Here is an 18879-nt window from a genome sequence, read left to right on the forward strand (position 1 = left end):
ATATTAAAAATCTAATTGTCTATACTTAGTAGGATCCGCGTGGTGTCAGACACTTTTGTCCCGGGTAAAGCCTGATAGCTTTACCCTTATTTTAGTTTAGTGAATAACTTTCGAGCTTAGCATTGACCAAAAACGAGGTGTAATTCCTTCAGCAGCCTCTTTTAATGGGAAATGAAACGTATACAAGTAGCCTTGATTAGCAACATATACCAAAGTCGTTCTATCTTCGGTTTCCGTAACTAGGTAGAAATCCGCATTGTGGAAGCTTTTTTCGGCTAACGATTTTGGATCTAAGTCATGAACGTTTGCTTTAGCTGTTTGAACTAATTCTTCTTTAACTGCGGTTGCTTCACTTTTCATTTTTTCTATCGTTACAAAAAAGGTTGAATCGTAAGTAGACGACAATGTATCTATCCCATTTTCGATGCTTTCAAATGTATATCGATCAAGTACATAAAGCGAATAGCCATTTTTGCCCACAAAGAGTTGCCCAGTTTCCGTTGTTACTTCGCCTTCCACTGACACGGGTAATTCTGCTGTCTCAGGCAAATTAGGCGGGGCTGGAGTAGCTGTTTCTTCCGTTATCGGTGTTTCTGGTTCTTCTGTTGTTTCATCAGTTACTGGTGTGTCAGGTGTGTCAGGTGTATTTGGTGTATTTGGTGTATTTGGTGTATTTGGAGTTTGAGCTGGCTCCGATGTTTCTGTTCCTGTGTTACAAGCTGTAAAAATTAGTGTAGCAGCTATAAAAAGACTAAGTAAAATTATTTTTTTCATTTTATAAAAACCTCTTTCTCTTTCTTTTAGGCTGTTTTCGCAAAGTTTGTTGCTTTCGTAAAAATCCCAAAAGCCGGATTTTTACACAAGCTACTAAGAATTCATCACAAATTTAGTAAGTAAAACTCTTTTCTTACATAATTTATTGGCTGATATCTTCAACTAGGGTATTTTTCCGATAATTTTAGGCTAGAAAAGCCAAAATGTTTACGAAAAGAGCCTTCTTTTATTAATTGGACGCTTATCCGAAAGAAAGGTTACACAAATGTTCAACTGATTCAAAACAGTTAAAAATTTATGATCTTAGGTTGCATATTGAATTGGTTTTCAACTAAAACTAATAAAAACTAGCAATGGAGCCTAAATTTAGAATGGATAATCAAACAAACACTCAAAATTACCGTTATTATCGAGCTCATGTTAGTCCCTATAATACAAATATTATCCAATTGAGAAACCCATGGGTTCCCGTGTGGTGGTCGGCTGCATTCCCAGGCATGGGGCATATGATGCACGGAGCTTATATTAAAGGGTTTATTCTTTTCCTATGGGAATTTCTCATTAACTTAAATGCGAATATCAATTTAGCTATGGTTTACTCTTTTACAGGACAGTTTGAACTTGCCAAACAGGTAATAGATACGAGATGGGTTTTACTTTATATTCCCGTTTACATCATATCGATGTGGGATTGTTATCGAAAGACAATCGATATTAACAAACTATACATTATAGCAAATTACGAAAAAGCCCCGATTGTCCCGTTTAAATTGGGGATCATGGGTATTAATTTTTTAGACAGACGTCAGCCGCTCTTGTCGATGATCTGGTCAATGTTGATGCCTGGAATGGGGCATTTGTATTTGCGAAGAATTCCAACTGGATTTTTTCTATTGTTTTGTTGGATCCTTTGTACATACTTTTCAAACATTCTCAATTCACTTCATCTAACATTGTTAGGTGATTTCTCTACAGCAACGGCTGTCCTTAATGCTCAATGGGCGTTATTCTTGCCTTCACTTTACGGCTTTTCATTATATGAGTCATATTCATTAGCAGTCGAATACAACAAATTATTTAAAGTCGAGCAATCCGAATATCTAAAAAGAGAATATCAAACTCTTGACCTAAAGGTTTAAAAGGGGTTGTCCTATGATCGTCGTTTCATCTTTTGAGCAATCTGAGAATTTAGAGTTAGCAATCATAAATTTGCAGCAAAATGGGATTAATAAACAAAGAATCTTAGCTGTACCTTTTGATAAAAGAAGAGAAGAAAGGAAGTTGTTTGATAGTATTCACCGTTCCGATGGGGTCAGTCTGTTTGACATTGCAGCAGCCCTTGGTACGGCCTTTTCTGTACTCGGAGCGAGCTACGGTTTCATATTGAAATGGGGGCCTATTATTTGGGGACTGATTGGTTTTGCTGTCGGCGCAATCTTAGGCTTTATCATTGACTATTTTTACACCAAAATGAAAACGAAAGATCGTAATAAAGTACCTACCCCGTTTACCGAAGTAGTCTTAATTGTTGAATGCAGCGAAAGTGACTCCCGGATGGTAAGTGAAATTCTCTGGACGAACTTAGCACTAGGAGTTTCCATTGTCGGCAAATCGAGTCTATCTCAGCCCACAAATTCCCAAACGCAAATGTAATTATAAACGGTGGTTATTATTTCAGGGCAAATTTGCCCTGTTTTTTTATTGACAACAATTAAATTCATGGTAAGATTTTCTTGCATAAGAATAGAATGATAATGACTATCGTTTTCAGAGGTGAAGCCCAATGGATGCAATTCATACAGAACAATTAACCGTCTCATATGGTGGCAATCCGATTATTAAAGACTTGAACATAGCAATTCCTAAGGGGAAAATAACTGTTTTTATCGGTAGCAATGGCTGCGGAAAGTCTACTTTGCTACGTTCATTAGCTCGTCTATTAAAGCCCACGGAAGGTAGTGTGGTTATTGATGGGCAATTAATTAGTAAATGGCCGACAAAAGAATTAGCTAAAAAACTAGCAATCTTACCACAAGGACCTATCGCTCCAGAAAGTTTGACTGTCTTAAATTTAGTCAAACAAGGCCGTTATCCATATCAAAGCTGGTTAAATCAATGGTCAAAGCAAGATGAAGAAATGGTGAAGACTGCATTAGCAATGACCAAATTAGAAGATCTAGCCGACCGTCCAGTTGATGCCCTTTCTGGTGGCCAACGCCAACGGGCATGGATTGCGATGATTTTGGCGCAAGGCTCCGATACAATTTTGCTTGATGAACCAACCACTTACTTAGACTTAGCCCATCAAGTTGATATCCTTGATTTGCTTTATGATTTAAACAAACGAGAAAAACGAACGATTGTCATGGTGCTACATGACATTAATTTGGCATGTCGTTATGCTCACCATATTGTCTCCGTGAAAAATGGTCGAGTTTATTCTCAAGGCACCCCAGAGGATACGATCACTGCAAAACTGATTGAGGATGTATTTGGATTAGAGTCTCACGTTATGACTGATCCTTTTTTTGGTACGCCTCTTTGTATTCCAAGTGGTAAAGGCCGAATACTACCTACTGCTAAAGAATTTGTCGAAAAAAATTTAGTAAAGACCTACTAGACAAATGTGTTTTCAAGAATTATGATGATAATGAAAATCGTTATCAATTACATAATAATAAAGGGGAATAACCATATGTCAAAATTTTTACTAATGCTCGTAAGTATCCTTGTTTCATTTGCAGTTGTAATAGGATGCTCCGCCAAAACAGAAGAAGCCACAACTACAGAACCAGCTAAAACTGAGGAAGTTACGAAAGATACAGTTGAAACAAAAACTACTGAGGTGCGAGTAGTTGAACATGCAATGGGAAAAACAGAAATTGCAGGTTCACCACAAAAAGTTGTTGTATTATATAACGGGATGGTTGATATCTCCCTTGCCTTAGGAGTTACACCTGTTGGCGCTGTTGAGTCTTGGTTAGAGAAACCTTTCTATAATTACCTAAAAGATCAAATGGTTGGTGTGATGAACCTTGGAGAAGAGGGTCAGCCAAACTTAGAAGCGATCGCAACGTTACAACCAGATTTAATTATTGGTTCTGTATTACGTGACGAAAAAATTTATGAACAGCTCTCAAAAATTGCTCCAACTGTCTTTTCTGAGAGCGTCTTTGATTGGAAAGAGAACATGACATTAGCAGCAAAAGCTCTTGGAAAAGAAGATGCTGACATTGCTTTCAAACAAGAGTGGGACAACAAAGTGGCGGACATTCAAGCACAAATGGGTGACAAACTAAAAGATACTGAAGTATCGATCGTTCGTTTTGATCCAGACCATTCAAGAATTTACTACACAGGGTTCGCAGGAACAATCTTAGCTGAAGTCGGTTTCTCTCGTCCTGAAAATCAACGCGTTGATGAGTGGGGTGTGAAATTAACAACAAAAGAAAGTATTCCTGAAATGAATGGTGACGTTATTTTTGATATCACTTCTGATTGGTTAGGTGACGGTGCTGTTTATAAAACAAAAGAAGACTGGACTAGTCACGCATTATGGAAAAACTTAGATGCTGTGAAAAACGACCAAGTATTTGAAGTAGATGCGATAACTTGGAACATGTCAGGTGGAGCAACTGCTGCAATGATGATGCTTGATGATCTTTATACTATTTTTAACCTTAAAAAATAGATTTAATAAGAATGGGCTTACTAGCTCATTCTTTTCTATGCTTTTCTACAGTTTTGTCTGGGGGAAATAAAATGTTTGAAAATAATCGTAAAAAACTAATTGGCTTTCTAGCGTGTCTACTACTATTTATGATCTCTTTTGTTGCAAGCATTGTGTTTGGCGCGACAAAGATTTCTTTTTCGGAAGCTTATCATACCTTCGTCCATTATGATGAAGAAAACCTTCAGCATGTCATTGTCTTAACGACTCGACTGCCTCGTGCTATTATTGCCACTGTCATTGGCTGTTGTTTGGCGATTGCAGGTGTGCTGATGCAAGCAATCACCCGTAATCCTCTCGCATCGCCTAGTATTCTAGGGATTAATACAGGTGCAGTCTTTTTTGTTGTCTTAGCTTCAACCTTTTTGTCCCTGACATCAATGGTGCAGTATATGTGGGTCGCATTTTTTGGAGCTGCTCTCTCTACCTTTTTTGTTTATTTCCTTGGATCGATTGGCCGTGACGGGATCACCCCTATTAAACTAATTTTAGCAGGGTCAGCGATTTCAGCTTTATTTTTATCAAGTACCCAGGGCTTACTAGTTCTTAATCAAAAAGGATTGCAGGAAGTGTTGTTCTGGCTAACAGGTTCTGTGTCGGGTCGAACATTAGAAATGCTTTTTCCTGTCCTTCCCTATATGATTGTCGCTGTTGCTGTCGCACTGTTTATTTCTAAGGATATTAATTTAATGTTGTCTGGCGATGATGTGGCGAAAAGCTTAGGAGTTAAGACCGGTGTAATTAAACTGGTTATTGGAATTTTAGTGATTTTCCTTGCAGGTGGATCTGTTGCAGTAGCAGGAACTGTTGGCTTTATTGGGTTAATCATCCCTCATATTGGCCGCTATTTTGTCGGTTCCGACCATCGCTGGTTAATTCCTTATAGTGCTATTTTAGGGGCCATTTTGGTGTTACTAGCTGACGTACTCGCTCGTTTTATTATCATGCCATCAGAGGTTCCAATTGGCGTAATGACGGCGATCATTGGTGTTCCATTTTTTATTTACATCGCCCGTAAAGGAGTGCTTTCTTTATGAGCAAATTTATTACAGTCCGCAAAGGCAACTTCTCTTTTTTGATCGAGAAAAAAAATCTCAGGGTCATGTCGGTGCTATTTGTGTCCTTACTAATTACGCTAATTCTCTCGATTGGAATCGGTTCAACCCTTGTTCCTTTATCTGAAATTATTCAAACCTTGTTCGGACAAGGATCGAAGCAATATGACTTTATTATTCTTTCCTTACGCCTACCGAGGGTTCTAGTTGCGATTTTGATTGGTGCAGCACTGGGGGTTTCTGGGGCGATCCTGCAAGGGGTAATTCGTAACCCATTAGCTTCCCCTGATATTATCGGCATTACAAACGGTGCAGCTTTTGCAGCTACGGCATTTATTGTTTATTTAGGTGGCAGTGTCAGTATTAAGCTTTTACCGTTAGCTGCCATTATCGGCGCAATAACTGTTTCAGTACTGATCTACCTTTTGGCTTGGAAAAAAGGAGTTAGCCCCTTCCGACTTGTTTTGATTGGTATTGGGATGGCTACAGCGATGGGATCTCTGACAACGTTTATGATTGTTGTCACAAATGCCTATACTGCAGCTGAAGCTTATGTCTGGCTAACTGGCAGTATTTATGCGGCTTCCATGCAAAAGTTTTATGTGTTGTTACCGTTTGTATTGGTATTTGTGATTTTGGCACTTGTACTTTCAAGGAATGTTAGTGTTCAAGAACTTGGGGATGATGTCGCCACTAGTCTTGGCTCACGTGTTCAGCTTCAACGCTTTTTACTCGTGTTTATTAGCGTGATTTTGGCAGGTGCTGCGGTTGCCATTGGTGGTGCAATCGGATTTGTCGGCTTAATCGCTCCCCATATCTCTCGAAAAATGGTTGGTGCCTCCTTTGGCTCACTAATCCCAACAGCTGCTTTAGTCGGTGCATTACTCGTTGCGTTAGCAGATTTAATAGGTAGAACAGCCTTTCAACCTTATGATGTTCCCGCAGGGATTTTCACCGCAGCGATCGGTGCTCCGTTTTTTATCTATTTGATTTATCGAAATAGGAACAAATAAGCATAAAAAAAGAGCACGAATGATTACTCGTTCGTGCTCTCACATTTTTTAGCCGTTCAATCCTTGCATCGCTGTAATTAACGCTAGTTTATAAACGTCATCAACATTACATCCACGTGAAAGATCATTTACTGGTTTGTTTAAGCCTTGTAAAATTGGGCCGATTGCTTCGAAGTCACCTAAACGCTGCGCAATTTTATAGCCAATATTTCCTGCTTCTAAGCTTGGAAAAATAAAGACATTTGCTTCACCTTTTAACGGTGAGTCTGGAGCTTTCTTGGCTGCTACAGATGGTACAAAAGCTGCGTCAAACTGAAATTCCCCATCAATCACTAGGTCTGGAGCCATTTCCTTCGCTAACCTTGTGGCCTCCGAAACTCGCTCGGTCTCTGGCGAGTTCGCTGAGCCTTTTGTGGAGAAGCTGAGCATCGCCACCTTTGGATCAATATCAAACACGCGAGCCGTCTCGGCTGCAGCGATTGCTGTCTCCGCTAAATCATTGCTATCAGGTGCGATATTGATTGCACAATCACCAAAGATTAGCTTTTGGTCACCTTTGACCATCACGAAAACACCAGATGTCTTGCGAATTCCAGCTTTTGTTTTGATGATTTGTAACGCAGGGCGAACTGTGTCACCAGTTGAGTGAGCTGCACCACTGACTAAACCTGCAGCTTTGCCTAAATAAACGAGCATTGTTCCGAAGTAGTTGACATTTAATAGCTGTTTACGTGCCTCTTCTTCGGTTGCTTTCCCTTTACGACGTTCAACAAATGCAGTCACTAGTTCATCAAACTCAGGATAAGTAGCTGGGTCTACAACCTCAATATGGTCGAGTGTTACACCAATTTCGCTTGCTTTTTTAGACACTTCTTCGTGGCTACCAACAACGATTGGATGTAAAACTTTATTTTCACCTAACTTCGCTGCTGCTTCTAAAATTCTCTCATCAGTTCCTTCAGGAAATACAATTGTAGGAAACTGACTTTTTACTTTCAATTCAATTTGTTCAAATAAACCGCTCATTTTTCTTCCTCCTAATAAAACATCAGATCATCCTATATTAAAAGTGTACTCCTTCTTCTAAGAAAAATAAACCAACTTTGATAATGTTTGCACAATGTTCTAATTTTCAGATTACCTTTCGTAGTTTTCCCTGAAAAATTTCAATAAAACTATCTTTAGTCATTTTTGTGATAAAATTACGATAACATGTAGATAGAGGTGATAAGATGAGTCCGAAAGTAGGGATGGAACCAATACGAAGGCAACAAATCATTGAAGCTGCGAAGCAATGTATTGTAGCGAAAGGGTTGCCACATTTTTCAATTAAAGACATTGCTAAAGAAGCCAAGCTTAGTACCGGTGTCATCTATCATTACTTTGAAAATAAAGATGATTTGCTAGTCGATGTTTTAAAAAGCTCGTTTTCAGAAACTGAGCAGCTTGTGCAAAAGAACGTTGATCAAGCTACTAGTTACCACGAGAAAATTCAGGCATATTTAGAGACGGTCGCCGAAGTTCCTGACCAAAACCCTGATTTCTATTTAATCCTTCTCAATTACTTATCACAGGCCCCTTATAATGATGAACTAAAGCGTGTCATTTCAAGATTTTTTCTAAATTTAGGGGAGTTTATTGAAGGTATTTTGAAGATTGGTTTTAAAGAAGGCGTTATTAAAAAGGTTGAAACAAAACCGGTAGCAAACTTAATTCTGTCTCAAGCGATGGGAATTGCCTTTTACTACCTAGTAACAAACGAAACCGTGTCGAAAGAAAAAATAAATCGTGATTTTGTGGAAATTTTCAAAAAATATATTGAATAACTATACCAACACTTTATATAATGGTGTTGATATATAACGCTTTATTTATATTGACCGTTCAATATAAAAAATATAGGAGGGTTTTAGTATGTCTACGAAATTACTGTTTAGCCCTATCAAAATTAATGAATTAACTTTATCATCACGAGTTATCATGGGATCGATGCACGTCGGTTTAGAAGGGGAAGAAAATGGCCTTGAAAAATTAACAGCCTTTTACAAGGAACGTGCGAAAAACAAGGTCGGATTAATTGTCACCGGTGGTGCTGCAGTATGCCCAGAGGGGAGTGGTGGACTTCACTTTATGTCAATGTACAAAGACGAGGATGTGGAGTACTGCAAATCATTAACCGATGGAGTTCATGAGGTTGGTGGAAAGATCGCCCTGCAGCTTTTCCATGCCGGACGCTATGCCTATCAGGCATTAACAGGCTGTGACGTCGTTGCTCCGTCTGCGATCCAATCGCCAATTAATCCTGATCTGCCTGTTGCATTAACTGCTGAACAGGTTCGCGCGACCATCGACGCTTTTGGTAGCGCTGCCAAACGAGCAAAAGCTGCTGGCTTTGATGCTGTGGAAATTATGGGTTCCGAGGGGTACTTAATCAATCAATTTACCTCACCAGTAACGAATCAACGTACCGATGAGTGGGGTGGATCATTTGAAAATCGTCTCCGTTTTTCGCTTGAAATTGTCAAAGCCGTTCGCGAGAATGTAGGGCCGACGTATCCAATTATTTTTCGAATGTCAGGCTTGGATTTAATCGAAAATAGTACAACAGAAGAAGAAACAGCGATTTGGGCAAAGGAGTTAGAAAAGGCTGGGGTTGACCTCTTAAACATCGGAATTGGCTGGCACGAATCAAAGGTACCGACGATTTCAATGAAGGTTCCTCGTAACCGCTTCGTTCCAGTGGCTACGGCTATTAAACAACAAGTCTCTATTCCAGTAATCGCAAGTAACCGCATTAACAATCCGGACGACGCAGAGCAAATTTTACAGGATGGAAAAGCAGATCTGATCTCCATGGCCCGTCCGTTTTTAGCAGACCCTGCGATTTTAACAAAAGCTTACGAAAATAGAACAGAGGATATTAACACTTGTATCGCCTGTAACCAAGCCTGTTTAGATCATGTCTTCGAACTGAAACCGGCCTCCTGTCTCGTCAATCCTGAAGCAGGTCGAGAACTAGAGTTGACGATTGTTCCTGCTACAACGAAAAAACATGTCTTGGTAGTCGGTGCTGGTCCTGGCGGGATGGAAACAGCGAGAGTACTAGCACTCCGTGGTCATCAAGTTACGTTAGTCGATCAAAGTCCTGCGATTGGCGGACAGTTGAACTTTTCAAGGATCGTTCCCGGGAAAAGCGAGTTTGACGAAACACTCCGTTACTATAGAGTCCAGCTTGAAAAATTAGGTGTGAAAACTCTACTAAACTATCAGCTGACTGACAATGACCCGCTGCTGGAAAAAGTAGATGAGGTTGTTGTGGCAACTGGGGTTGAACCACGAAAACCAGATATCCCTGGCATCGAAAAAGCGGCTTCCTATAAGAGTATGTTTGAAGGAACGGTCGATGTGAAAGACAACATTGTGATTATCGGTGGCGGCGGCGTTGCCTGTGATTTAGCCTTTCTCTTAAAAGCAAAAGGTGCGAAACAAATTACCTTGCTTCAGCGAAGCAAAGCTTTTGCTAAAGGCATAGGTAAAACGACGCGTTGGGCGACGTTGATGGAATTAAAAATGAAGCACGTGAAAATGATCGGTGGTATCTCAGAGTACAAATCAATTTCCGAGGAAGGCATCGTATTTTTCCAAAATGGAGAAGAGCAGACGATCCCCGCTGATCTAGTTGTATACGCAAGTGGACAGCTGGTTAACAACAGCTTGTATGAGAAACTTGCGGCTAACGGCAAAACAGTTCATTTGATCGGTGGCGCAAAAGAGGCTAGTGAGCTCGATGCAAAAAAAGCAATTTATGATGGAGCAGTTGTTGCTAGATTAATATAAAAGGAGTGGGGAACATGAATACAGTTTTATACGAGGTTCAAGCGGGTATTGCGACGATTACGATGAACCGACCAGAGGTTAGGAATGCGATTAATTTAGAAATGCACGAGGATTTGCAGCAAGCATTTACAGAGGCTGGTAACGATGAAAATGTTCGAGTCATTATCCTTCAAGGGCGTGACGGTGCTTTCTCAAGTGGTGCTGATTTAAAGAGTATCCCCGTTGAGAACTTCGCTTCCTTTGACCATGGCGATTACCTTGCGAAAACGTACAATAGGCTGATCGAAATTATTGAGTCGATTGATAAACCGATTATCGCTTATTTGAACGGGACTAGTGTTGGGGCGGGCCTTAGCATTGCGCTTGCTTGTGACTTCCGTTATGCTGATGCCAATGCTGTTATGGGAGTGAGTTTTCTAAAAATTGGTCTTGTGCCAGATGCCGGTGCTTCTTATTACTTGCCAAGGATTGTCGGGTTACAAAAGGCGTTAGAGCTTTGCTTAGGTGAGCCGATTACAGCTGAAGCAGCTTTAGGGTGCGGGCTTATCAATCAGATCGGTTCACCAGCTGAATTTGCGCAAAAATTAACTCGTGTACCGCTTACTAGTTACGGGTTAATGAAGAAAAATATGCGCAACTCATTTGATAAGTCGTTAGCAGAAGTGTTAGAGATGGAAGTTGAGACTCAGCGCAAAGCTGGCAAGTCGCCTGAACATATTCAAGCCATTCAGAGTTTTGTTAAGAAAAGATAAGCGCAAGTGGTGTGAGGTGTTCTCACACCACTTTTTTTAGGTTCACTAAATTTGGTTTTTAAATTGGTAAATAGTATAATGAGCATGTATATGAAGTTTTTGAGGGAGTGAATTAGAATGAGTGAAGCAGCTAAAACGCTAGAAGGCTGGTATTGTTTACACGATTTCAGAGCAATGAACTGGGAAAAGTGGAAGTACCTTTCTACAGAAGATCGCCAATCAATTACAAATGAATTATTAGGTTTATTAGAAAAATGGGAAGTAACAGAAGCAATGAAAGTCGGAAGCCATGCGCTTTACAGCATTGTTGGCCAAAAGGCTGATTTGTCATTTATGCTTTTACGTCCAACAATGGAAGAGCTAAATGAAATTGAGAATGCATTTAACAAAACTCGTTTTGCAGAATATACAATTCCTACATACTCTTACGTTTCAGTAGTAGAATTAAGTAACTATCTACCACCAAGTGTAGACCCTAACAAAGATCCGGAAATCCAAGCTCGTCTTAAACCTATTTTGCCAAAAGCAAAGCATATTTGTTTCTATCCAATGAACAAGAAACGCGAAGGCAACGACAACTGGTACATGCTTTCTATGGATGAGCGTAAAGACATGATGCGTAGCCACGGCATGATTGGTAGAGGTTATGCGGGTAAAGTAAAGCAGATCATTACTGGATCTGTAGGTTTTGACGATTGGGAATGGGGCGTAACTTTATTCTCAGATGACGTACTACAGTTTAAAAAGCTTGTTTATGAAATGCGTTTTGACGAAGTAAGTGCTCGTTTCGGTGAATTCGGTTCATTCTTCGTTGGAAACCTTTTATTAAAAGATACATTACCAAAGTATCTACACGTTTAGTTGATGACCGAGCACATGTCCAGTTGGGCTGTGCTTGGTTTTTTGATGATTTTGGTGGATGTGCGGTTGTGCCTAGTTATAGAGGAGTTACTTTTAAGTTGGTTAGTCGTAATAAACATTTTCCGAACCGAATTTTCCTAATTATTGGTAAAGTTAGTCATAATAAACTCCCTTTTAAACCACATTCTCCTAGTTATTGGTAAAGTTAGTCATAATAAACTCTCTTTTAAACCGAATTCTCCTAGTTATTGGTAAAGTTAGTCATAATAAACTCTCTTTTAAACCGCATTCTCCTAGTTATTGGTAAAGTTAGTCATAATAAACTCACTACTAAACCCAATTCCCCTAGTTATTGGTAAAGTTAGTCATAATAAACTCTCTTTTAAACCTGACTCTCCTAATTATTGGTAAAGTTAGTCATGATAAACTCACTATTAAGCCTAATTCTCCTAGTTATTGGTAAAGTTAGTCATAATAAACTCTCTTTTAAACTGCATTCTCCTAGTTATTGGTAAAGTTAGTCATAATAAACTTTCTTTTAAACCAAGTTTCCCTAGTTATTGGTAAAGTTAGTCATAATAAACTCTCTTTTAAACCTAATTCTCCTAACTTTCGGTAAACCTAGTCATAATAAAACCACATTCACCCCCTATCTCTACATAACCTGTATAGACAACCAAATACTCTCTAATATTCTCCTAACCCATGAGATAGTCACTCAAAATCCCCCTCCAACCATGCCAAATCCTAAGACTATATTTCTAAATCTAATAATTCATAAATCATAATTCTCAAACATACGAATAGGATAGTGGAAGGAAGTTATAGCAATACACGTTGATTACCTGTAGTTTTATTTATGCCAATATAACAGTAATAATCTTGCTCCTTATCAGTCATCTTTGTAGCTTACATAACTTTAGGAGGTGAGTATAAATGGCAGTCATTAAAGCTACAGAAAATGATATTAAAGTATTGGCACGTTTAATGAGAGCCGAAGCCGAGGGTGAAGGAGAACTCGGAATGCTGATGGCTGGTAATGTCATGGTAAATCGAACTCGTGTCGACTGTCTTGATTTTAGAGATGTTAACACAATCGATAGGATGGCATTCCAATCGCCAGGTGGTTTTGAAGCTGTGCAAAAAGGCTATTTCTATCAAGCTGCAAGAGAGCGTGAAGTTCGCTTGGCTAGAAAAGTTGTCAAAGGCGAACGTCACCACCCAGCTGAATTCGCGTTATGGTTTTTCCGTCCTGAAGGATCATGTCCTGCTCAATGGTGGGGCCAATGGAATTCAGGAAGATATAAGCTCCATTGTTTCTATACGCCACTAGCTAGCGAATGTCCATCTGTTTATTCAACATACTAATTCATTATATTCATTCATATATAAAGGAGTGATCTCATGTATCAATACCCGCAATATCCATGGATGCAGCAACAAATGCAAACTACAGATACTACAACACTACCTTATCAAATTCCACCACAGCAGCAGTTTTTCCCTGGTGCTCCTATGCCGTCAGTTCCGCCAGGGTTTACACAGCAATTTCCAATGACACCAACTCAGCAACCTGGCATGCTTCCTCTTGAACAGTCTTATATTGAGAATATTTTACGTTTAAACCGCGGTAGAACAGGAACGTTTTATCTAACATATGAAAATAACGTTGAATGGAATGCAAAAATTTTTAGAGGCGTTGTTGAAGAAGCTGGTCGTGACCATATTATTATTAGTGACCCTTCATCAGGAAAGTACTACTTATTACTTATGATTAATTTAGACTATGTTGTTTTTGATGAGCCAATTGCCTATGATGTTGGCTTCGGTATGGTACCAGGTACTACAGCAGCTCCTACACCAACTGTACCGCCGACGTTAGCTACTTACTCACCGAGATAAATAAAACAAGAGGCTCTTCACACGAAGGGCCTCTTAATTCTTATACTGCTCGAAACGCTGCTAGGGCTAATAACACCCATCCTATCATAAAAAACAATCCGCCGATTGGTGTAATTGCTCCAAGTATTTTGATACCTGAGATGCTTAATATGTACAAGCTTCCTGAGAAAAAAATGATCCCGATGAACATTGCCCAACCAGCCCACGTAAGCATCGCTGGGTTTCCTAATCGATCAGCAACTACTGCAATAATTAGAATAGCAATGGCATGGATCATGTGGTAATGAACGCCTGTTTGATATATTTCAAGCATTCTCTCCGTTAACTTTCCTTGTAAGCCATGAGCACCAAAAGCCCCAAGCCCTACAGCGATTAACATGTTAATACTTCCAATCATTAAAAATAATTTTAACATAGCTCCTATGCTCCTTTTCCAATTTGTTACTCTTCACAAAGAATAGCATAGAAACTTTGCTTCTACAAAATTAACGGTTTTTCAAATAGACTTCTAAGGCCTGACGCAATTGTTTTTTCTCATCATCATTATCGGCATGGACAATAATGTGGTCGCCCTTTAACTCAATTTCGAGATTTTGAAATCCCTGTCGTTCTAAAAAGTCACCAATATCGTGAAAGTCTTCATTTTGAGCATAAAGGGTTTTATCACCTACATACTGCCCCTCAACAAACACTTCGTAGCTATCTTCATTTAACTTTACATCCTCTGCTAATCCGCCACCGCGTGTAAAGAAAAAGATCGGAATTCCCATACCAGTTGAATTATTTAACATTTTATAACCTCCAAAGAAAGAGTAATTACCTTCTTAATTTGGTCTATACCCGCGATTATTATTAGGCTGTTTCTGCAAAGTTTGTTGCTTTCGTAAAAATCCCAAAAGACGGATTTTTACACAAATTACTAAGAATTCACCACTAATTTATCAAGTTGCTCTTTTCTTACAAAATTTATTGGCTGATATCTTCATCTAGGGTATTGTTCCGATTATTCTAGGTTAGAAAAGCCACAATGTTTACGAAAAAAACCTATTATTAGGACGTTTCCGCAAAGTTTGTTGCTTTCGTCGTAAAAATACCAAAAGACCGATTTTTACACAAATTACTAAGAATTCACCACTAATTTATCAAGTTGCTCTTTTCTCACATAATATATTGGCTGATATCTTCATCTAGGGTATTGTTCCGATTATTTTAGGTTAGAAAAGCCACAATGTTTACGAAAAGAGCCTATTATTAAAAATCAAATAAACTATCACTATCAGGTTTTTCATGAGTAACTAGCTTAGGTTTTTCAGCTGATTGCCTTGGGGCACTTACAGTTGCCGGACGCTCGTCTTTCTCTGCTTCTAACAGCAAGTCACAATAGGCTTTTATACTAATTAAATCTTCGGTAAGTTTTTCACCTGTATGTATTTTGGCTGCTACTACTCGTTCTTCAATCTTCTTTAAAATGATTTCTCTCATGCTTTCCCCTCACTTACATTTTTTTGAGGTAGGATCACTTCCACGATCGTTCCTTTTCCAACAACACTACTAAACAACATCTTCCCTCGGTGATTTTCAATAATTTTTAAACTGACCATTAGTCCAAGTCCTGTACCTGATTCCTTGGTCGTATAAAACGGCTTCCCAAGCGTAGCAAGCTGTTCTTCCGGTATTCCAGTGCCTTCATCGAAAATTCGTATTTTTGCCTCGTTCTCTTCTTCTAAAAGCTCAATCGTCACAACACCACCATTGGGCATTGCTTCAATTCCATTTTTAACTAGATTTATCAACACTTGCTTTATTTGATTTTCTTCGCATTCAATGTCAATAGCATTGTTAGGTTGTTTTATCTCGATAGCTACATTTTTGAAATGTGCTTCGGCATTTAGTAATGTTACGACCTGCTGAACAATTAGATTTAAATCTTTAGTTTCGAGTTGCATTGAATTTGGTTTTGAAATATCGAGAAATTCGCTAATGATCAAATTCATACGAGTTAGCTCTTTATCGATAATATCAACGTGTTGCAGCTCTTTATGGTCTTCTTTTAGTAATTGTATATAACCTGAGATCACTGACAATGGATTTCGAATTTCATGCGCCACTCCAGCTGCCAGCTGTCCAACAGTCGCAAGCTTATCTGAGTTTACGAGTAGCTGCTCGGTTTCACGTTTTTCTCGCTCAAGCTCATTTTTTAATTTGTCATTAAATCTTGTAGCATAGATTAAAAAGATTGTCACAAAAACCGCAAATAAAGAGATATAGGAAATATCTTCCCTGTCCATAAAAGGAAAGATCTCTTCAAAATAAAAGGAATACGAGAAGTTTGTAAAAGACAACGTATAAAATCCAGCTAGAAAAATTGGTTTATAGTCTTGATAAATTGAACTGAGAATTAAGGCAAACCATATGTAGATAAAATTAATAAATAATGGCTCATAAATCGTTAGTGTAATAAAAAAGCCATAAATAATGGTTACGACTAAATAAGGTGTTTTCTCGATCAACCATTGCTTACGAACTAGCATAGTTGCGAAAAAGCAACTAATAAAACCAGCGGGTAAAATGACTACCAAAATCGCTGGATCAACAAAGATATTTGTTACTACTGAAAAAAGTAGAAAAAGCCAAAGGAGTTTCGCCATGAGCTGATTGCGTTTATGGATGAGCTTAGTATGTTCGTTCATATATCCTCCACATACAACAACATTCGAGTAATTTCGTTAATATTTTCCAATATTATACCATTATAGACAAATTAGGTCATCATCAAATGATAATGACCTAATTTATTATTATTAAATTGGTAAAACAATAAGAAATGTACTTCCTTTTCCTAGTTCCGAGCGGACTTCAATTTTCCCGTTCATTTCTTCGATAATTCGGAAGCTTGTCGCTAATCCTAACCCAGTTCCTGTTGTCTTTTTCGTAAAAAATGGTGTCCCAAGTTTCTCAATTGTCTGTTCGTCCATGCCAGTACCGGTATCTTCAATGCGAATAGACATCTTGCCTTCATTAAGAAGGCGTTTCGTAGCAACGGTTAACGTGCCCCCATCTTGCATGGACTCCACCGCATTCTGAATGATATTAATCAAAACTTGCTTCAACTTATTTGAATCAGCAAAAATTGTAGGCAGTCTGTCCAATTCTTTGACTAATGTAATCTCTTTCTGACCAAATTGTGAGTTTTGAAGAGTTAGTATATCTTCTAAAAGAGAAACTACTTCAGTATCAGAATTAGAGCCTTTTATTTTAGGGCTTGCTACATTAAGCAAATCGCTAATATAATGGTTTACCCTATCAATTTCATTAATAACGAGTTCATAATCTCTTTTCTTCGTCACATCCTCTTTACTGTACAATTGAATGAAACCTCTGATAATCGTTAGAGGATTTCGTATTTCATGCGCCAGACCAGCTGCCATTTCCCCAGCAACTTTCAACTTTTCGGAACGAAACAACTCTTGTTCCATTTGTTTCTTTTCAGTAAGGTCATTCATGATAATTAACAATTCCTCTTCCTCAAGCACTTCTAGGGAAGGTAAAGATGACAAACTAATAAAGTAGTGTCGATTTTCACACTGAACTTCATACCTCTTGTCTTCATTTATATAATTTAGGAGTTGACTTGAAGCTATGAACTCTTGAAATGTTACAGACTCAGCTGCAACGTCCGTGATCGGTCGATTTATTACTTTACTTTTAGGCAATTCAAACCAACGCTCACAGGTACGATTAAATGTAGTAATGATCTGATTTCGTTTGTTTATGGAAAATACACCGTTATCAGTTGTTTCAATGATCAACGTCGATTTTTTATGTACGCGTTCACGTTCAGCAAGCTCGTTAGTCATTTTCATAAAAGTCTGATTTAGCAAGTCAATCTCTTCATAGCTATTATTAACTAGAGACGGCAATGGTTTTCCAATCGCAAAGTCTGACGTTGCCTCCACTAACTTTTCTACAGGGTCAACAATAAACCTAGATAATTTAAACACAGCAATCGTCGTTAGAAAAAGCACTAGTCCTATGACAATTAGATAGTTTAACAGAAGCTCATGTAGAGGTGAAAAAACTGCTTTTCTTGATACAGACATGCCTACAAACCAGTCTTCAGCCAAACCTTCCATACTTTTAATTTGGACATAAAACAATACTAGATCTGTTTCCTCATTATGAAAAATCTTTTGGTCATTACTTTTCTCAAAAACAACCTCAGCTGTTAGATTATTTATTTCTAAATGATTTTCATTCAATATTTTTTCTTGATATGGATGAGCAATAATAACTCCACTTTTATTAAGTAAGAAAGCATAGCCGTTTAATCCAACCATTTGTTCAAGCTCTGAAAATTTATTAAATGTTCTCCAAAGATAATTCAGGTCAAACAGTGGCGAAATGACACCAACTATATTTCCATTGGTATCCCAAACCGGAGCTGACATAATTAACACAGGTTCTTCAAGTATCGGTGAGTAATAAATATCTGATAAGTAAATCTCACCTTCCATTGACGCTTTAAACCATTTTCGATCACTAATATCATGACCTATCACTTTTTCATTAACGCTGATCTCGGCAATTCCCTCAGGATTAACGAAGATGACATCTGAATAGATATTATAAATATCTAAAAAGACTTTAAACTGCTCCTCAATCTCTTCTTTGCTAGAACTCGGTTCCGCCAAGACAGGGTTGTTTGCTAGATATTTCAGGTCAGATAATCGTTCTAGTAACAGAAGCTCAATATCTAAAGCAATCTCATTTGAGTATGTAAGGAGCGATTGTTCTATGAATTTCGTAAGCTCTTGCTTTTGCGATTGATAGGATATATATCCTAGGAACAATAGCGGAATAAATGTAATTAAAAGAAAAAAGCCTAGCAGCTTACTTCTTAATGTTTTAAACATAGGACAACTCCTGACTGATACAACTTAAGCTATACTCTATTT

Annotated in this window: 19 protein-coding genes; 12 read left to right on the forward strand and 7 right to left on the reverse strand. The window is 38.4% G+C overall.

Going from position 1 to position 18879, the window contains the following annotated elements; genetic code table 11:
* Positions 1-96: 96 nt before the first annotated feature.
* Positions 97-774: a hypothetical protein gene (locus DS745_RS05350; RefSeq protein WP_129077254.1), complete on the reverse strand. Its 678-nt coding sequence runs from the start codon at positions 772-774 to the stop codon at positions 97-99.
* Between the two features lie 371 nt (positions 775-1145).
* Between DS745_RS05350 and DS745_RS05355 the strand changes: the two genes are divergently transcribed.
* The 6 genes from DS745_RS05355 to DS745_RS05380 all read left to right on the forward strand — a co-directional run bounded on the left by DS745_RS05355 (position 1146) and on the right by DS745_RS05380 (position 6572).
* Positions 1146-1913, forward strand: a complete 768-nt coding sequence (locus DS745_RS05355; protein WP_129077255.1) for a hypothetical protein — start codon at positions 1146-1148, stop codon at positions 1911-1913.
* 13 nt (positions 1914-1926) lie between these two features.
* Entirely contained in the window at positions 1927-2427 is a 501-nt protein-coding gene (locus tag DS745_RS05360; protein ID WP_129077256.1) for a hypothetical protein, read from the forward strand.
* Positions 2428-2557: 130 nt separating this feature from the next.
* Entirely contained in the window at positions 2558-3394 is an 837-nt protein-coding gene (locus DS745_RS05365) for an ABC transporter ATP-binding protein (protein WP_129077257.1), read from the forward strand.
* A gap of 75 nt (positions 3395-3469) precedes the next feature.
* Positions 3470-4465, forward strand: coding sequence for an ABC transporter substrate-binding protein (locus tag DS745_RS05370; RefSeq protein WP_129077258.1), 996 nt, complete (start codon positions 3470-3472; stop codon positions 4463-4465).
* Positions 4466-4536: 71 nt separating this feature from the next.
* Complete coding sequence (locus tag DS745_RS05375; RefSeq protein ID WP_129077259.1) at positions 4537-5541, forward strand: FecCD family ABC transporter permease; 1005 nt, start codon at positions 4537-4539, stop codon at positions 5539-5541.
* The gene (locus tag DS745_RS05380) at positions 5538-6572 is read left to right on the forward strand and encodes a FecCD family ABC transporter permease (protein WP_129077260.1); all 1035 of its coding nucleotides are present in this window, start codon (positions 5538-5540) and stop codon (positions 6570-6572) included. Before DS745_RS05375 ends, DS745_RS05380 begins: the two co-directional genes overlap by 4 nt.
* Positions 6573-6620: 48 nt before the next feature.
* Here the strand turns inward: DS745_RS05380 and pta are convergent, their stop codons facing one another.
* Positions 6621-7598: a phosphate acetyltransferase gene (gene pta, locus DS745_RS05385; RefSeq protein WP_129077261.1), complete on the reverse strand. Its 978-nt coding sequence runs from the start codon at positions 7596-7598 to the stop codon at positions 6621-6623.
* Positions 7599-7804: 206 nt separating this feature from the next.
* On the opposite strand from pta, the gene DS745_RS05390 reads away from it, so the two are divergent.
* The 6 genes from DS745_RS05390 to gerQ all read left to right on the forward strand — a co-directional run bounded on the left by DS745_RS05390 (position 7805) and on the right by gerQ (position 13924).
* Positions 7805-8398: a TetR/AcrR family transcriptional regulator gene (locus DS745_RS05390; RefSeq protein WP_129077262.1), complete on the forward strand. Its 594-nt coding sequence runs from the start codon at positions 7805-7807 to the stop codon at positions 8396-8398.
* Between the two features lie 88 nt (positions 8399-8486).
* Entirely contained in the window at positions 8487-10409 is a 1923-nt protein-coding gene (locus DS745_RS05395) for an oxidoreductase (protein ID WP_129077263.1), read from the forward strand.
* Positions 10410-10423: 14 nt separating this feature from the next.
* On the forward strand, positions 10424-11161 hold the full coding sequence (locus DS745_RS05400) for an enoyl-CoA hydratase/isomerase family protein (RefSeq protein ID WP_129077264.1): 738 nt from the start codon (positions 10424-10426) through the stop codon (positions 11159-11161).
* A gap of 117 nt (positions 11162-11278) precedes the next feature.
* Positions 11279-12022, forward strand: coding sequence for a hydrogen peroxide-dependent heme synthase (gene hemQ / locus DS745_RS05405; RefSeq protein WP_129077265.1), 744 nt, complete (start codon positions 11279-11281; stop codon positions 12020-12022).
* A gap of 936 nt (positions 12023-12958) precedes the next feature.
* A complete protein-coding gene (locus DS745_RS05410; protein WP_129077266.1) occupies positions 12959-13390 on the forward strand; it encodes a cell wall hydrolase in 432 nt (143 codons plus the stop codon).
* Between the two features lie 36 nt (positions 13391-13426).
* Positions 13427-13924 carry a spore coat protein GerQ gene (gene gerQ, locus DS745_RS05415; RefSeq protein WP_129077267.1) on the forward strand — a complete coding sequence of 166 codons (498 nt, stop codon included), beginning with the start codon at positions 13427-13429 and terminating at the stop codon, positions 13922-13924.
* A 40-nt stretch (positions 13925-13964) separates the two neighbouring features.
* Here the strand turns inward: gerQ and DS745_RS05420 are convergent, their stop codons facing one another.
* From DS745_RS05420 to DS745_RS05440, 5 genes are all read right to left on the reverse strand, one after another.
* Positions 13965-14339, reverse strand: a complete 375-nt coding sequence (locus tag DS745_RS05420) for a DUF423 domain-containing protein (RefSeq protein WP_129077268.1) — start codon at positions 14337-14339, stop codon at positions 13965-13967.
* Between the two features lie 70 nt (positions 14340-14409).
* Complete coding sequence (locus tag DS745_RS05425; RefSeq protein WP_129077269.1) at positions 14410-14715, reverse strand: hypothetical protein; 306 nt, start codon at positions 14713-14715, stop codon at positions 14410-14412.
* A 460-nt stretch (positions 14716-15175) separates the two neighbouring features.
* Complete coding sequence (locus tag DS745_RS05430; RefSeq protein ID WP_129077270.1) at positions 15176-15406, reverse strand: DUF5327 family protein; 231 nt, start codon at positions 15404-15406, stop codon at positions 15176-15178.
* Entirely contained in the window at positions 15403-16614 is a 1212-nt protein-coding gene (locus DS745_RS05435) for an ATP-binding protein (RefSeq protein ID WP_241657721.1), read from the reverse strand. Before DS745_RS05435 ends, DS745_RS05430 begins: the two co-directional genes overlap by 4 nt.
* 111 nt (positions 16615-16725) lie before the next feature.
* The gene (locus DS745_RS05440; protein ID WP_129077271.1) at positions 16726-18837 is read right to left on the reverse strand and encodes a sensor histidine kinase; all 2112 of its coding nucleotides are present in this window, start codon (positions 18835-18837) and stop codon (positions 16726-16728) included.
* Between the last annotated feature and the right edge of the window lie 42 nt (positions 18838-18879).

This window comes from Anaerobacillus alkaliphilus (assembly GCF_004116265.1).
GTDB lineage: Bacteria > Bacillota > Bacilli > Bacillales > Anaerobacillaceae > Anaerobacillus > Anaerobacillus alkaliphilus.

Coding starts and splice junctions, on each gene's coding strand:
- DS745_RS05350 (WP_129077254.1), bottom strand. CDS start 774: ATGAAAAAAATAATTTTACTTAGTCTTTTTATAGCTGCTACACTAATT.
- DS745_RS05355 (WP_129077255.1), top strand. CDS start 1,146: ATGGATAATCAAACAAACACTCAAAATTACCGTTATTATCGAGCTCAT.
- DS745_RS05360 (WP_129077256.1), top strand. CDS start 1,927: ATGATCGTCGTTTCATCTTTTGAGCAATCTGAGAATTTAGAGTTAGCA.
- DS745_RS05365 (WP_129077257.1), top strand. CDS start 2,558: ATGGATGCAATTCATACAGAACAATTAACCGTCTCATATGGTGGCAAT.
- DS745_RS05370 (WP_129077258.1), top strand. CDS start 3,470: ATGTCAAAATTTTTACTAATGCTCGTAAGTATCCTTGTTTCATTTGCA.
- DS745_RS05375 (WP_129077259.1), top strand. CDS start 4,537: ATGTTTGAAAATAATCGTAAAAAACTAATTGGCTTTCTAGCGTGTCTA.
- DS745_RS05380 (WP_129077260.1), top strand. CDS start 5,538: ATGAGCAAATTTATTACAGTCCGCAAAGGCAACTTCTCTTTTTTGATC.
- pta (WP_129077261.1), bottom strand. CDS start 7,598: ATGAGCGGTTTATTTGAACAAATTGAATTGAAAGTAAAAAGTCAGTTT.
- DS745_RS05390 (WP_129077262.1), top strand. CDS start 7,805: ATGAGTCCGAAAGTAGGGATGGAACCAATACGAAGGCAACAAATCATT.
- DS745_RS05395 (WP_129077263.1), top strand. CDS start 8,487: ATGTCTACGAAATTACTGTTTAGCCCTATCAAAATTAATGAATTAACT.
- DS745_RS05400 (WP_129077264.1), top strand. CDS start 10,424: ATGAATACAGTTTTATACGAGGTTCAAGCGGGTATTGCGACGATTACG.
- hemQ (WP_129077265.1), top strand. CDS start 11,279: ATGAGTGAAGCAGCTAAAACGCTAGAAGGCTGGTATTGTTTACACGAT.
- DS745_RS05410 (WP_129077266.1), top strand. CDS start 12,959: ATGGCAGTCATTAAAGCTACAGAAAATGATATTAAAGTATTGGCACGT.
- gerQ (WP_129077267.1), top strand. CDS start 13,427: ATGTATCAATACCCGCAATATCCATGGATGCAGCAACAAATGCAAACT.
- DS745_RS05420 (WP_129077268.1), bottom strand. CDS start 14,339: ATGTTAAAATTATTTTTAATGATTGGAAGTATTAACATGTTAATCGCT.
- DS745_RS05425 (WP_129077269.1), bottom strand. CDS start 14,715: ATGTTAAATAATTCAACTGGTATGGGAATTCCGATCTTTTTCTTTACA.
- DS745_RS05430 (WP_129077270.1), bottom strand. CDS start 15,406: ATGAGAGAAATCATTTTAAAGAAGATTGAAGAACGAGTAGTAGCAGCC.
- DS745_RS05435 (WP_241657721.1), bottom strand. CDS start 16,614: ATGAACGAACATACTAAGCTCATCCATAAACGCAATCAGCTCATGGCG.
- DS745_RS05440 (WP_129077271.1), bottom strand. CDS start 18,837: ATGTTTAAAACATTAAGAAGTAAGCTGCTAGGCTTTTTTCTTTTAATT.